The sequence below is a fragment of the Nocardia sp. NPDC102475 genome (assembly GCF_055584605.1).
In genome coordinates, this window is sequence record NZ_JBVJLS010000006.1 from 216,482 (window position 1) to 230,595 (window position 14,114).

Here is a 14,114-nt window from a genome sequence, read left to right on the forward strand (position 1 = left end):
CGGTAGTGGGGCGGATGCGAGCAGCGGAGCCTGCGGAGCGACCTAAAGGCACCTTTCAGGAGGATCAGTGACTGCCGTAGAGCCAAAGCCAGTCCCTCAGTTGGAAGCGACTCGGCCGTATCCGGCTCGGACCGGGCCGAAGGGCTCGTTCATCGTCAAGATGGTCACCACCACCGACCCCAAGGTCCTCGGTGTCATGTACCTGACCACCTCGATGGCGTTCTTCCTCATCGGTGGTCTGATGGCCCTGCTGATGCGTGGTGAGCTGGCCCGGCCGGGTCTGCAGTTCCTGTCCCCCGAGCAGTTCAACCAGCTGTTCACCATGCACGGCACGATCATGCTGCTGTTCTACGCGACCGCGATCGTGTTCGGCTTCGCCAATATCGTCCTGCCGCTGCAGATCGGCGCACCTGACGTCGCCTTCCCGCGCCTGAACGCCTTCAGCTACTGGTTGTACGCCTTCGGCGCGACCATGGCGACCGCGGGCTTCATCACCCCCGGTGGCGCCGCGGACTTCGGTTGGACGGCGTACGTGCCGCTGACCGACATCCTGCACTCGCCCGGCGTCGGCACCGACCTGTGGATCCTGGGCCTCGCGGTCTCCGGTCTCGGCACCATCCTCGGTGGCGTCAACATGCTGACCACCGTGGTCTGCCTGCGTGCCCCCGGCATGACCATGTTCCGTATGCCGATCTTCACCTGGAACATCGCCGTCACCAGCGTCCTCGTGCTGCTCGCCTTCCCGCTGCTGACCGCCGCGCTGTTCGGCCTGGCCTACGACCGCCACCTCGGTGGCCACATCTACGATCCGGCCACCGGCGGCATCCTGCTCTACCAGCACCTGTTCTGGTTCTTCGGCCATCCCGAGGTGTACATCATCGCGCTGCCGTTCTTCGGCATCGTCTCGGAGATCTTCCCGGTCTTCTCGCGTAAGCCGATCTTCGGTTACACCACGCTGGTCTACGCGACCCTTGGCATCGCGGCGCTGTCGATCGCGGTGTGGGCGCACCACATGTACGCCACCGGCGCCGTGCTGCTGCCGTACTTCTCGTTCATGACCTTCCTGATCGCGGTCCCGACCGGTGTGAAGTTCTTCAACTGGATCGGCACCATGTGGCGCGGCCAGCTGACCTTCGAATCGCCGATGCTGTTCTCCCTCGGCTTCCTGGTCACCTTCCTCTTCGGTGGTCTGTCCGGCGTCATCCTGGCCTCGCCGCCGCTGGACTTCCACGTGACCGACTCGTACTTCGTCGTCGCGCACTTCCACTACGTGCTCTTCGGCACCATCGTGTTCGCCACCTACGCCGGTATCTACTTCTGGTTCCCGAAGATCACCGGCCGCATGCTGGACGAGCGCCTGGGCAAGTGGCACTTCTGGACCACCTTCATCGGCTTCCACACCACCTTCCTGGTGCAGCACTGGCTGGGCGCCGAAGGCATGCCGCGCCGCTACGCCGACTACCTGCCCAGCGACGGATTCACCACGCTGAACACCATTTCCACCATCGGCGCCTTCATCCTGGGCGCGTCGATGCTGCCGTTCATCTGGAACGTGTTCAAGAGCTACCGCTACGGCGAGGTCGTCACCGTGGACGATCCGTGGGGCTACGGCAACTCGCTGGAGTGGGCCACCACCTGCCCGCCGCCGCGGCACAACTTCTACGAACTGCCGCGCATCCGTTCCGAGCGCCCCGCCTTCGAGTTGCATTACCCGCACATGGTCGAGCGGATGCGGGCCGAGGCCCATGTGGGCTGGGGTTCGGGCAAACATGCCACCGAGGTGCACGAAGGCGCCTTGGCAAAGCACTAGTATTCCGGTCGATGAGTGTGCACCTGCTGATCCTCAGTGGGTGCACACTCATTTGTGGGAGAAGCACCGACCGCAGCGTTGCGACATCGGGGTCCAGCACAGCTACGGCAAACAACTAACTTGGAGCACCTCAGTTGGCCGACACCACCGTCCTCGTCACCGTCACCGGACCCGACCGGCCCGGTGTGACCTCCGTGCTGCTCGCGGCGATGTCGCGGCACCACGTGAGCCTGCTGGATGTGGAGCAGGTCGTCATCCGCGGCCGACTGACCCTCGGCGTGCTGGTCACCTGCCCGAGCGATCCCGAGGCGCTGCAGGACGAACTCGAAGAGGCGATGAATACCGTCGGCATGCATGTCGACGTCGAGGTCGACGCGCAGATCGGCAGGCAGCCGATGTCCACCCATGCGGTGGTCATCCTCGGCGCGCCGGTGACCGCGCGCGCATTCAGTTCGGTCTCCCGTCAGCTCGCGGCGCTCGGCGCCAATATCGACACCATCCGCGGCATTGCCGACTACCCGGTGACCGGTATGGAACTCCTGGTCACCGCGACCGATACCGGCCCCGATTCCGATGCCCGGCTGCGCACCGCGCTGGCCGAGGTCGCGGTCGCCGAACAGGTCGACGTGGCGGTGGAGCGCGCCGGACTGGCCCGCCGGGCCAAGCGGCTCATCGTCTTCGACGTCGATTCGACCCTGATCCAGGGCGAGGTCATCGAGATGCTCGCCGCGCATGCCGGGGTGGAGGATCAGGTCCGCGAGGTCACCGAGGCGGCCATGCGCGGTGAAATCGACTTCGCCGAATCGCTGCGTCAGCGGGTGGCGACCCTCGAGGGGCTGGACGAATCGGTGATCGAGGAGGTCGCCGACCGGATCGAGCTGACCCCTGGCGCGCGCACCACCATCCGAACCCTGCGCCGCATCGGATTCCGCTGCGGTGTGGTGTCCGGCGGCTTCCGTCAGGTGATCGAACCGCTCGCGCACGAACTGGAATTGGACTTCGTGCAGGCGAATACGCTCGAGGTGGTGGACGGCAAGCTGACCGGCCGGGTGGTCGGCGAGATCGTCGACCGTGCCTTCAAGGCCACCGCGCTGCGTAAATTCGCGGCGGAGGCGGGCGTGCCGATGGAGCAGACCGTGGCCGTCGGCGACGGCGCCAACGACATCGACATGCTCAATGCGGCCGGACTCGGTGTCGCCTTCAATGCCAAGCCCGCATTGCGTGAGGTCGCCGACGCGGCCCTGTCGCATCCTTACCTGGACGCGGTCCTGTTCATCCTCGGCGTGACCCGCGACGAGGTGGAGGCCGCCGACGCCCGCGACGGCGGAATCCGTCGCGTCCCGCTCGTCGGCAGCTGAGTCGCGAGGATCGGTAGGCTCGCTGGGGGTGTCGCGCCTGCGCGGCGGTTTTCGTTGACGATCGAGGTGGCGTGATGTCGAGTATCCCGGAGGCCGAATTGTCAACGGGTGTCGAGGGATTCCGCATTCGGCATGCGGAGCTGGCGCGCGGCTACGGTGGTCTCGGCGATCCGGAGGATCCCGCTCTCGTGCAGGCCATGCAGATGGTGCTGCACATTCCGAAGATCGATCCGCCGCGGCGCAGTGCGCTGCTGGAGGCCGCGGCAGAGGCCACGGTGGCACTGTGCCTGGATGAGCGGGTCGGACCCGTCGGGGTGTGGGAGCAGCGGTTCCTGGCCTGGAAGCGGTCGCGGATCCGCAAGGTGGCGCGGCGGGCGCGCGGTGCGCAGTGGCTGGCGGCCGACGAAGTGGACGGGGTGACCGTCGAGGTGGACGGTGCGCAGGCGCGGGCATTCGTGCCGGGGCCGGTCGGCGAGGTCGATCCGCGGATCAGGCGGCTGCAGATCAACGGCACCGATCTCGAACACGACGATCCCGGACCCGCCGATCCCGATCTGCCGGTGCTGTGGGTGAATGCGAAGCTCGGCATGACGCTCGGCAAGGCCGCCGCTCAGGTCGGTCACGCCAGCATGTTGCTCGCCGGTGCGCTTACCGCGGACGAGGCGCTGCGGTGGTCGCAGCGTGAGTTCCGATGCGCGGTGCGCGAATCCGGACCGGAGCAGTGGGCGTCGCTGTGCGAGCAGGTGTCTCGTGGGCAGGCCGTCGCGGTGCGCGACGCCGGTTTCACCGAGGTCGCTCCGGGGTCGATAACTGTGATCGCGGTGCCTGCACAATACTGATTGCCTGGGGGGTGAATTGCCTCGCAACCGTTTTACACCGCAGGTCCCGCAAGCGATTACGTGATGTAGATGTTTCGCTGTTCGGCGCTAAGGGGATTCACCCGGGCCCGATCTGGGTACGTTCGACGCAATAGGACCGCCGCATACCACTCGCCGGAGGCCATCATGATGACGACGCTGTTGGTGATACTCGCCGTTTGGGTAGGTTGTTCGATTCCGCTGGCGCTGATCGTCGCGCGGATGTTCCGTGCCACCGATGAGCCGCCGAAAAATCCGCCGCGAGCGGTGCGCGCACCGTCCGCGAAGACACGTCGTGGCGGACGAATGGCCACGTCGTGGCTACCGGCATGGGGCGGTCGTACGAACACAGCGCATTTGAGCCAAGATGGAGCCCGTGCCGCAACCGGATCCCGATCTGCTCATTGATTTCACCGACGTGACCATCCGACGCTCGGGTCACACCCTCGTCGGCCCGGTCACCTGGCAGGTCGAGCTCGACGAACGCTGGGTGGTCCTCGGACCCAACGGCGCGGGCAAGACCTCGCTGCTCCGCATGGCCGCCGCCGAAGTACATCCGACCTCGGGCATCGCCCATCTGCTCGGTGAAGTCATCGGCAAAACCGATGTCAGCGAGCTACGACCGCGCATCGGCTGGTCCTCGGCCGCGGTGGCCAGCCGGATTCCGCGCGACGAGAAGGTCAGCGATCTGGTGGTCTCCGCCGGTTACGCGGTCCTCGGTCGCTGGCGCGAGCGTTACGACGATGTCGATACCGACCGCGCCATCGATATGCTCGAAAGCCTCGGCGCCGAACATCTTTCCGATCGCACCTACGGAACGTTGTCCGAGGGGGAGCGCAAGCGGGTGCTGATCGCCCGCGCGATGATGACCGATCCGGAGCTGCTGCTGCTCGACGAGCCCGCCGCCGGTCTGGATCTGGGCGGCCGTGAGGAATTGGTGGAACGCCTCGGCGATCTGGCCTCGGATCCCGATTCCCCGGCCATGGTCCTGGTGACCCACCATGTCGAGGAAATTCCACCGGGGTTCACCCATGGCCTGCTGCTGAACGAGGGCGCGGTCATCGCGCAGGGTCTGCTGCCGGATGTGCTCACCGCCGAGAACCTGAGTGAGGCCTTCCGTCAGTCGATCGCGCTGGATCGCGTCGATGGCCGGTACTTCGCGCGGCGCGCGCGGCGCTTGGGGCGGCACCGTTCGCGCTGAGCCCGTGATGGGGATTACGGCGTAAAACAAGCACGCGTTAGGGTGCAGGAGTGAGTGAGACGAACGCGCAGGAGCCCATCCCGCCGCTCAAGGACGCGTCGACGGTGATGTTGGTGCGTGACGGTGCCACCGGGCCCGAGGTGTTCCTGCAGCGCCGGGTCGGGGCGATGGCCTTCGCCGCCGGTATGACCGTTTTCCCTGGCGGCGGTGTCGATCCGTCGGACGGAACCGCCGATATCGAATGGGCCGGGCCCGAACCCGCTTGGTGGGCGGCGAAATTCGGCACCACCGAGCCGAGGGCCAAGGCGCTCGTTGCCGCCGCAGTGCGCGAAACCTTCGAGGAGTGCGGGGTACTGCTGGCCGGGCCGACGGCCGACACCGTCGTCTCCGATACCACCGGCTACCACGATGCCCGGGCTCGACTGGAGCGGCGCGAAGTGTCGCTGGCGGACTTCCTCGCCGACGAGAAACTGGTGCTGCGCGCGGATCTGCTGCGGCCGTGGGCGAATTGGATCACCCCGGTGATCGAGCCGCGGCGCTATGACACCCGGTTCTTCGTCGCGGTGCTGCCGCAGGGGCAGTTGGCCGACGGCGCCACCACCGAGGCGGCCGAGGTGCAATGGCGCACCGCGGCGGACGAGCTCGACCGCTGGCGGGCGGGCACCGATGTGCTGTTGCCGCCGACCTGGTCGCAGCTCGATGCCATTGCCGAATTCGCCTCCACGGCGGAGATTCTGGCCATCGACCGGGTGATCGAACCGATCATGCCGGTGCTCACCGGTGACAGCGGGCGGCAGGTGCTCGAGTTCCCGGACAACCAGCGCTATTTCGCCGCACTGCCGGATACCAGCAGGCTCAGAGGATCCGCGCGTCCGTGAGGCAGTAGGTTTCCTGCCATGGCCGAATTCGTGACCCTGGAGTTGCCGGAGGATCCCGCCGTCCGTGGCGTTGCCGTCCTCCGGATCGACCGCCCGCCACTGAACCTGCTGAATGCGCAGCTGGTCCGGGAGGTGGCCGAGGCGGCGGCGGTTGTCGCCGCACACCCCGGGGTCGCGGCATTGGTCGTCTACGGCGACGAGCGGGTCTTCTGCGCGGGCGACGACCTCGCCGAACTCTCCGGACTCGACCCGGATCAGGCCGAAGCCATGGCCGCCGATCTGCAGGCGGCACTCGGCTGCCTGGCCAAGGTGCCCCAGCCCACCGTCGCCGCGATCAGCGGCTACTGCCTCGGCGGCGGCCTGGAACTGGCCATCGCCGCCGACCGCCGCATCATCGGCGACAACGTCAAACTCGGCCTGCCCCAAATCAAAGCGGGCCTCATCCCCCTCGCAGGCATCCGCCGCCTATCGCTGCTGATCGGCCCCGGACCCGCCAAAGACATCGTCTATACCGGCCGCTTCGTCGAGGCCGACGAAGCGCGCACCCTCGGCCTGGTGGACGAGGTCGTCGCCCCCGACGACGTCTTCACCGCCGCCATCGGCTGGGCGCAACAATTCACCGACGGCCCCACCCGGGCCCTCGCCGCCGCGAAAGCCGTCTTCGAAGCAGGCCCCCACGGCCTGGACCGCGCCCGCACCGAATGGACCACCCTCTTCACCACCGAAGACCGCCGCATCGGCACCGAGTCCTACCTGGCCGACGGCCCAGGCTCGGCGACTTTCGTCGGGCGCTGACGGGGCACACGGCTCGGCCGAGTCGGTGGTCTTCGTCAGGCTCTCGGTCGATCTGCCCGGACAGGTCTGACGGGCTCGATCGTGCTCGCACGGAATGGACCCCGCTCTTCGCCACCGGGCCCCGCATTGGCACGAGTCGAACCTGGCCGACGGTCCAGGTTCGGCAACCACCGTCGGACGCTGACGGGCACCGACGCAACCGGCTGACGGTTCGGTTTGCCTCTTTGTCGTTACTGGTCGGTAGTCGCGATCTGCGGTGCCGCGGTCGTTCGGGGCGGGGTTGGGCGATCCGAGTGCCGATGCGAACCATAAACAGGAACACGTTCCTGGTCGGTGGGTGGTGTGACTTTCGCAGCACTCGATGATCGTGAGTTCCACTCGAGCCCCAGGTTGCTAACCGCATCTGGGACGCGTAGCGGTGCGGGGGTAGATCGTCGAGCAGGTTCAGAACCAGAACGAGTCTCGGGGGGCGGTGCGGTGGGGCGAAATCACGTCCTACTCACTGGTCCGCTGCAGACGTGCGGCGGAGGGTTGGCTAGGCTAGCCCACCATGACGGTCCACCCCGATGACCCGGCGCCGAACCCGCATGCCACCGAGGCCGAGGTCGAAGCAGCGCTGAAGGATACGAAGCTCGCCCAGGTGCTCTATCACGACTGGGAAGCCGAGACCTATGACGACAAGTGGTCGATTTCCTATGACGAGCGCTGTATCGACTATGCCCGCGGCCGGTTCGATGCCGCGGTCGGCCCCGCGCCGCTGCCGTACGAGCGCGCGCTGGAATTGGGCTGTGGCACCGGCTTCTTCCTGCTGAACCTCATGCAGGGCGGCGTCGCGAAGTCCGGCTCGGTCACCGACCTGTCGCCGGGCATGGTGAAGGTCGCGCTGCGCAATGCCGAGAACCTCGGGCTCGATGTCGACGGCCGGGTCGCCGACGCCGAGACCATCCCGTACGAGGACGACACCTTCGACCTCGTCGTCGGCCACGCCGTGCTGCACCACATCCCGGATGTGGAACTGGCGCTCAAGGAGTGCCTGCGCGTGCTGAAGCCGGGCGGGCGTTTCGTCTTCGCCGGTGAACCGACCACCGCGGGCAACTTCTACGCTCGCTGGCTCGGCCGCATCACCTGGAAGGCAACCACCACCGTGACCAAGCTGCCCGCGCTGTCGGGTTGGCGGCGTCCGCAGGCCGAACTGGACGAGTCCTCGCGCGCCGCGGCGCTGGAGGCGGTCGTCGACCTGCACACCTTCGATCCGAGCGACCTCGAGGCCAAGGCCCGGCGCGCCGGCGCCACCGAGGTCAAGGCGAGCACCGAGGAATTCGCGGCGGCGCTGTGGGGCTGGCCGGTGCGCACCTTCGAGGCGGCCGTCCCGGACGAGAAGCTCACCATGGGCTACCGGATGGCCATGTACCGTGCGTGGCTGCGGCTGAGCTGGTTGGACGAGAACGTCATGCGCCGCGTGGTGCCGCGCCAGTTCTTCTACAACGCCATGATCACCGGCGTGAAGCCGGGCGCTGCCGCCAAGTAGTGGGTTACCGCTTCGGCCGCGAGGATGTCGTCTTCCTCGGCAGCGCGGCGGGTTGCGCCGCGCTGGCCGAGGTGGATCGGCTGGAGCTGACTCCCGCGACGCACCTGCGCGATTTGGAGCGGGTGCGTCGCGAATTCGGCGAGCGGTCGGCCGCACTGGTGGAAACGGTGCGTCTGCGCCGTCGTGCCGCGGCCAAACTCGTGGATACCGGACAGTGGCTGTTCACCGATGACGCACTGCAACAGGCGACGCCGACGCTGGTCGCCCGACACCGCGCCACCCGCCTGTCCGAACGTGCCGTACACGATGTGACCTGCTCGATCGGCGCGGAACTCGCCGAACTGGCTCGCACCTGCCCTGCCGTACTCGGCAGCGACCTCGACGACGTGCGCCTGTCCATGGCCGCACACAATCTCACCGGCTCCCGAAATGTCCTGCTGGCCAAGGCCGATGCCCTCGTCCCGACCAGCACCGGGACCGTCGTCATCGCCGATCCGGCCCGCCGCGCGGACGGTCGCCGCACCCACGATCCGGCCAAACTGCAACCCCCGCTCCCGGATCTGCTTGCCGCCTATCCCGGCCGCGACCTGGCCGTAAAGTGTGCTCCCGGACTGGATTTCGACCGCCTGAACTGGCCGGGCGAGACCGAGGTCGTCTCCCTCGACGGCGCGGTCCGTGAGGCCTGCCTGTGGTCGCCGGGCCTTTCCGACAGCGACGTCACCCGCCGCGCGACAGTCCTCACCTCCCGCGGCGAATCCGTCACCTACACCGACGCCGCCCCCGACGAGATTCCGGAACAGCCCCCCGGCGAGTGGATCATCGACCCCGACGGCGCCATCGTCCGCGCAGGCCTGGTACGCCACTACGCCGCCGAACACGGCCTCTGGCAACTGGACCCGCAGATCGCCTACCTGACCGGCAACACCGTCCCCCACGGCATCCGCGGCTTCCGCATCGTCGACCGCCTGGAATTCCGCGAAAAAACCCTCCGCCAAGAACTGTCCCGCCGCAACTGCGGCCCCCTCGAAATCCGCATCCGCGGCCTCGACATAGACCCCGACACCCTCCGCAAACGCCTGAAACTCCGCGGCACCCACCCCTACACCCTCATCCTCACCCGCCTCTCCCGCACCGCCGCCGCCTTCCTCTGCACCACCCCACCCACCCCCTGAACCCGAGAATGCAATGGTGGCGACCCCTCCCGACATCCCCGCCACAGACGCATGCGGACCACGCCTCGTGCCCCATCCCACCCACCCGCCTCCATCGACTCGCGCTCCCGCCGAAGTCGAGAATGCAATGCTGGTGGACTGCTCTCGGCGTTTGCCGCCACAGATGCATGGTGATCATGGATTGCGCTGCGAACCAGCCGCTCACGGCTTCATGGACTCGCCGCCTCCGCAGCCCGCCTCTGACCTGCGCTGGTCTCGATGTCTGCCGCCGACGCGGCCAACTGCCTACTGCTCGGGTTTGAAGGCGAAGACTTCGCCGATGCGGGTGGCGAGGACTACCTCGCCCTTGGGGCCGACGGAGGTGCCGGTGGTGGTGCCCCTGGCATCCGGCAGGACGTCCGAGTCGACGGTTGTGCCGGTCTTGGTGTCGAAGGTGATCAGGTTGATGCCGTCGCCGATGGCGGCGGCGGTGTAGCCGGTGTCGCCCGCGGTCTGGACGGGGGTGCCGCGCAGGGTGAGATCCTTACGCTCCCAGGCGATTTCGGCGGCGTCGCCCTTGTCGCGCAGGGCGAGCAGGTGGCCGTCGTCGCCGGCCGGGATGATCAGGCCGTCGCTGGAGACCGAAATGCCGCCGCGCGGCGCCCAATCCAGCGGCTGCACCCATTTGGTCCGGCCGTCGGCGGCGTCGATCGCGATGAGGCGTTTGGAGTTGTCGCCGACGTAGACGGTCCGGCCGTCGGCGGACAGCGCCGGACTGGTCGCGCTGCCGTCGGTGAGCAGGTCCGCGCTCCATTCCTGCTGAATCTTATTGTCGGCGTAGCGCAATGCGACCAGTGCGGCGATCGGCTTGCCCGGCTTCCACAGCGTGACGAAGAAGCGGCCGCTGGACACCTCGATCGGCGAGATATTGGCGACCGGGCACTGTGGCCCGCCGATCGCGCAGTCGCCGAGACCCTGTCCGGACGCGGGTCGGGTGAGATCGGGGTACTCCAGGAAATCGGGATCGCCCAGCAGTTGGGCGGTGCTGACGACGCGCTCCCCGGTCTGGCGGCTCAGTACATCCACCTGACCGGACTGGGTGACTGTCAGGATGTTCCCGTCGCCGGTGAACTGCGCCGAAACCGGTACGCCCGCAACGGGAGTCCGCCAGCGCGGCTGCCCGATGGAGTTGAACGCACTGACCCCGCTGTCGTCGCCGACGTAGACATTGGTGCCGCTGTCGACCACCGAGGGCGCCGAGATCGCATTCGGTCCCAGCGCGTTGCAGAAGCGCTTGCGGCCGGTCGGCATCTGCAGCGAGAGAATGGCGCAGTTGCTCGGGGTCAGGGTGGTGACGAACATTTGCCCGTCCGGGCCGAGCGTCACGGGTTCCTCGATCGGCCCACCGACCGGCCGTGACCAGCTCAACGACAGTTTGCGCGAGCCGGTGACCGGGCTGACGCCACTGTTGCGGCCGTCGTGGTGCGCGGTGGTCCAGCCCTTGCCTGATCCGACGGTGATGTCGTCGACGTCGGTACCGCAGCCCGTCAATACCAGTGCGCCGATGGCCGCCGCCGCGCCCAGCCGGGACAGAGTGAGCCCGCGCGCCGGGTTGCCCAGTACGCCGCCGCTTCGCACCTGCTGCACTCCTGTCGTCGTTGCCCGCTGGGGACGTGACCGAAAGCGTGTCGACCCCCGGGTACGCGCACCACCGCCCGCGTGGAGGTTCGCCGCCGCCGTCGGCGGCGCAGCGATCACTGTACGGGAGGGTCCGCCGACGTTGTACGGGTCCCGGCGGTGTTTTCCGACGGGATAAGCTCTAGCCGTCGCGACCGGGACGGTCGCCATGTCAAGGACCACGACAGGAGATGACTTCGTGACGAGCATGTGGGGCGCACCGTTGCGCTCGCGGTGGCGCGGTTCGCGCCGCCGGGATCCGCAGCAAGCGCGATTTCTGACGCTGGCGTCGCTGCGCTGGGTGCTCGCGAACAAGGCGTACACGCCTTGGTATCTGGTGCGGTACTACCGGCTGTTCAAATTCAAGGCGGCCAATCCGCATATCGTGCTGCGCGGCATGGTCTTCCTCGGCAAGCGCGTCGAAATCCACGCGACCCCCGAATTGGGCCGGATGGAGATCGGCCGCTGGGTGCATATCGGCGACGGCAATGCCATTCGCTGCCACGAGGGTTCGCTGCGCATCGGCGACAAGGTCGTCTTCGGCAAGGACAATGTCGTCAACACCTACCTCGATATCGAGATCGGTGAATCCACGCTGGTCGCGGACTGGTGCTACATCTGCGACTTCGACCACCGCATGGACGACATCAATATGCCGATCAAGGATCAGGGCATCGTCAAAAGCCCGGTCCGAATCGGTCCGGATACCTGGATCGCCGCCAAGGTGACGGTGCTGCGCGAAACCCGCGTCGGCCGTGGCTGTGTGCTCGGTGCGCATGCGGTGGTCAAGGGCGAGATTCCGGACTACAGCATCGCCGTCGGCGCGCCCGCCAAGGTCGTCAAGAACCGCAAGGCGACCTGGGAGGCCGGTGCCGAGGAGCGCGCCAAATATGTTGCCGCGCTGGAAGATATCGAGCGCAAGAAGAACGGCGCCACCCAGTCGGCCTGAGTGCCACCGAGCCCCGGGATCCGGAACGGACCCGGGGCTCGTGCTATCTCGGCCGAGTATCCCGGTATGCGTCGGTGGTAGTCGGTACGGTCACGGCATGAACAGGTACGCGGCGCTGTTGCGCGGGATCATGCCGACGAACCCCAATATGAAGGGGGAAAAGCTGCGCGGGGTGTTCGAGGGGCTCGGATTCGAGAAGGTCGCCACGGTATTGGCCAGTGGCAATGTGGTCTTCCGTACCGCGGACACCGATATCGCGAAGTTGGAAGCCCGCATCCAGGACGCGCTGAACAGCGAACTCGGAATTCCGGGCGGCACCATCGTGCGCACCTATGACGAATTGTGCGACCTGCTCGACACCGATCCGTTTCCGGGCCTGACCCACGGCCGCGGCACCTACCTCACCGCGACCTTCCTCAAACAGGCACCGCCGAACGTCGCGAAAGAGCTGCGCAAGCACACCGAACCCGGCGTCCGGATCGTCGGCTACGACACGGCCGCCCGCGTCGTCCTGTCGGTCATCGACAACACCGAACCCCGCACCCCGAACTTCATGGCCTGGATGGAGAAGACCTACAGCAAGGAGATCACCACCCGCACCTGGCTCACCATCCAGAAGATCGTCAAGAAGATGGAGAGCTAGGCGCTACTTCGGATCACGCTCGGGGAGGGGACGTTCGATGATGGTGGGGCGGCCGAGGGGGTTGCGGACGCGGCGTTTGGCCGAGGAGTAGACCAGGGCGGTTTCGGCGGCCACGACATCCCAGGCGAAATCGGCGGTGAGGCGTTCGCGCGCGGCGTAGGCGCGGTCCTGGGTGGCGGCCGGATCGTCGAGGGTGGCGCGCACGGCTTCGACGATGCCGTCCACATCCGCCGGTTCGAAGGATGCGCCGGTGACGCCGTCGATGACGGCCTCGCCGAGACCACCCGCGGTGGAGGTGATCAGCGGGGTACCGGCGGCGGCCGCCTCGAGTGCGACGATGCCGAAGGGTTCGTAGCGGCTCGGCAGCACGATGGCATCGGCGCCGTGCAACCAGCCGAGCAGTTCCTCGTGATCGAGCTGACCGGCGAAGGTCACCGCCCGCGCGACCCGATGCACCCGGGCGCGTTCGCGCAGCCATTCGAACTGGGTGCCGATACCGGCAACGGTCAGCGTGGTGCCGGGGTGGGCGCGGCGGATGCGCGGCAGCGCGGCGATCGCATCCTGCACACCCTTCTCGTACTCGAGCCGACCCACATAGAGCAGACGCGGCGGACCGGTGCGCGGCGCGCGCGGCCGAAAGGTCCACGCGCCCACATCGATTCCGTTGCGGATCACCGTCATCGGCACCCGCTCGGGCCCGTAGAGCCGCTCCACCTCGTCCTGCATGGAGGTCGAGCAGGTGATCAGCGCATCCGATTCATTGGCCAGCCACCACTCGACCGAATGCACCTGCTTGTTGACCCGGCCCGAGACCCAACCGCTGTGCCGCCCGGCCTCGGTGGCATGGATGGTGGACACCAGCGGCACGTCGTAGTACTCGGCCAGCGCGATCGCCGGATGCGCGACCAGCCAATCGTGCGCGTGCACGACATCCGGGACCCAGCCGTCGCCGATGCCGGGCTTGCCGAGCGCGACTCCCGCGCGCACCATCGCGTGGCCCATGGCCAGCGTCCAGGCGAGCATGTCCTCGCCGAAGTCGAAGCACGGCGGATCCTCCGCGACCGCGACCACCAGCACGCCCTCGGCGATGAAGGAGTGGGTGGGGTGGGTCACGGAGTCGGTGCCGGAGGGGCGGCGGGCGAGCACGACCACTTCGTGACCGGCCACGGCCAGTTCGACCGCCAGGTGATGCACATGGCGGCCCAGCCCACCGACCACAACCGGTGGGTACTCCCACGACACCATCAAGATCTTCATGAATGTCCTT

General features: G+C 67.4%; 12 protein-coding genes. 10 read left to right on the forward strand and 2 right to left on the reverse strand.

From position 1 onward, the window contains the following. Positions 1 to 67 precede the first annotated feature (67 nt). From ctaD to ACZ60G_RS13685, 8 genes are all read left to right on the forward strand, one after another. Positions 68 to 1,810: an aa3-type cytochrome oxidase subunit I gene (ctaD, locus tag ACZ60G_RS13650; protein WP_063046341.1), complete on the forward strand. Its 1,743-nt coding sequence runs from the start codon at positions 68 to 70 to the stop codon at positions 1,808 to 1,810. Positions 1,811 to 1,944: 134 nt separating this feature from the next. Next, the gene (gene serB / locus ACZ60G_RS13655) at positions 1,945 to 3,168 is read left to right on the forward strand and encodes a phosphoserine phosphatase SerB (RefSeq protein ID WP_327101312.1); all 1,224 of its coding nucleotides are present in this window, start codon (positions 1,945 to 1,947) and stop codon (positions 3,166 to 3,168) included. 74 nt (positions 3,169 to 3,242) lie between these two features. Further along, entirely contained in the window at positions 3,243 to 4,007 is a 765-nt protein-coding gene (locus ACZ60G_RS13660; protein ID WP_465810243.1) for a peptidyl-tRNA hydrolase, read from the forward strand. Between the two features lie 385 nt (positions 4,008 to 4,392). Then, positions 4,393 to 5,226: an ABC transporter ATP-binding protein gene (locus ACZ60G_RS13665; protein ID WP_063046344.1), complete on the forward strand. Its 834-nt coding sequence runs from the start codon at positions 4,393 to 4,395 to the stop codon at positions 5,224 to 5,226. 107 nt (positions 5,227 to 5,333) lie between these two features. Next, positions 5,334 to 6,104 carry an NUDIX hydrolase gene (locus ACZ60G_RS13670; protein WP_465810558.1) on the forward strand — a complete coding sequence of 257 codons (771 nt, stop codon included), beginning with the start codon at positions 5,334 to 5,336 and terminating at the stop codon, positions 6,102 to 6,104. Between the two features lie 18 nt (positions 6,105 to 6,122). Beyond that, positions 6,123 to 6,899 carry an enoyl-CoA hydratase-related protein gene (locus ACZ60G_RS13675; RefSeq protein ID WP_465810246.1) on the forward strand — a complete coding sequence of 259 codons (777 nt, stop codon included), beginning with the start codon at positions 6,123 to 6,125 and terminating at the stop codon, positions 6,897 to 6,899. A 550-nt stretch (positions 6,900 to 7,449) separates the two neighbouring features. Continuing rightward, complete coding sequence (locus ACZ60G_RS13680) at positions 7,450 to 8,427, forward strand: class I SAM-dependent methyltransferase (RefSeq protein ID WP_465810248.1); 978 nt, start codon at positions 7,450 to 7,452, stop codon at positions 8,425 to 8,427. Next, complete coding sequence (locus ACZ60G_RS13685; protein ID WP_465810250.1) at positions 8,427 to 9,599, forward strand: THUMP-like domain-containing protein; 1,173 nt, start codon at positions 8,427 to 8,429, stop codon at positions 9,597 to 9,599. Before ACZ60G_RS13680 ends, ACZ60G_RS13685 begins: the two co-directional genes overlap by 1 nt. 285 nt (positions 9,600 to 9,884) lie before the next feature. Here the strand turns inward: ACZ60G_RS13685 and ACZ60G_RS13690 are convergent, their stop codons facing one another. Continuing rightward, positions 9,885 to 11,216 (reverse strand): outer membrane protein assembly factor BamB family protein, encoded by a 1,332-nt coding sequence (locus ACZ60G_RS13690; RefSeq protein ID WP_465810252.1) that lies wholly within the window; start codon positions 11,214 to 11,216, stop codon positions 9,885 to 9,887. Between the two features lie 238 nt (positions 11,217 to 11,454). Between ACZ60G_RS13690 and ACZ60G_RS13695 the strand changes: the two genes are divergently transcribed. Beyond that, positions 11,455 to 12,204 carry an acyltransferase gene (locus ACZ60G_RS13695; protein ID WP_040693897.1) on the forward strand — a complete coding sequence of 250 codons (750 nt, stop codon included), beginning with the start codon at positions 11,455 to 11,457 and terminating at the stop codon, positions 12,202 to 12,204. 97 nt (positions 12,205 to 12,301) lie between these two features. Further along, complete coding sequence (locus ACZ60G_RS13700) at positions 12,302 to 12,847, forward strand: DUF1697 domain-containing protein (protein ID WP_465810255.1); 546 nt, start codon at positions 12,302 to 12,304, stop codon at positions 12,845 to 12,847. A gap of 3 nt (positions 12,848 to 12,850) precedes the next feature. Here the strand turns inward: ACZ60G_RS13700 and ACZ60G_RS13705 are convergent, their stop codons facing one another. Next, positions 12,851 to 14,104 (reverse strand): glycosyltransferase family 4 protein, encoded by a 1,254-nt coding sequence (locus tag ACZ60G_RS13705; protein WP_465810257.1) that lies wholly within the window; start codon positions 14,102 to 14,104, stop codon positions 12,851 to 12,853. Between the last annotated feature and the right edge of the window lie 10 nt (positions 14,105 to 14,114).

Coding starts and splice junctions, on each gene's coding strand:
- ACZ60G_RS13660 (WP_465810243.1), top strand. CDS start 3,243: ATGTCGAGTATCCCGGAGGCCGAATTGTCAACGGGTGTCGAGGGATTC.
- ACZ60G_RS13665 (WP_063046344.1), top strand. CDS start 4,393: ATGGAGCCCGTGCCGCAACCGGATCCCGATCTGCTCATTGATTTCACC.
- ACZ60G_RS13670 (WP_465810558.1), top strand. CDS start 5,334: ATGTTGGTGCGTGACGGTGCCACCGGGCCCGAGGTGTTCCTGCAGCGC.
- ACZ60G_RS13675 (WP_465810246.1), top strand. CDS start 6,123: ATGGCCGAATTCGTGACCCTGGAGTTGCCGGAGGATCCCGCCGTCCGT.
- ACZ60G_RS13680 (WP_465810248.1), top strand. CDS start 7,450: ATGACGGTCCACCCCGATGACCCGGCGCCGAACCCGCATGCCACCGAG.
- ACZ60G_RS13700 (WP_465810255.1), top strand. CDS start 12,302: ATGAACAGGTACGCGGCGCTGTTGCGCGGGATCATGCCGACGAACCCC.
- ACZ60G_RS13705 (WP_465810257.1), bottom strand. CDS start 14,104: ATGAAGATCTTGATGGTGTCGTGGGAGTACCCACCGGTTGTGGTCGGT.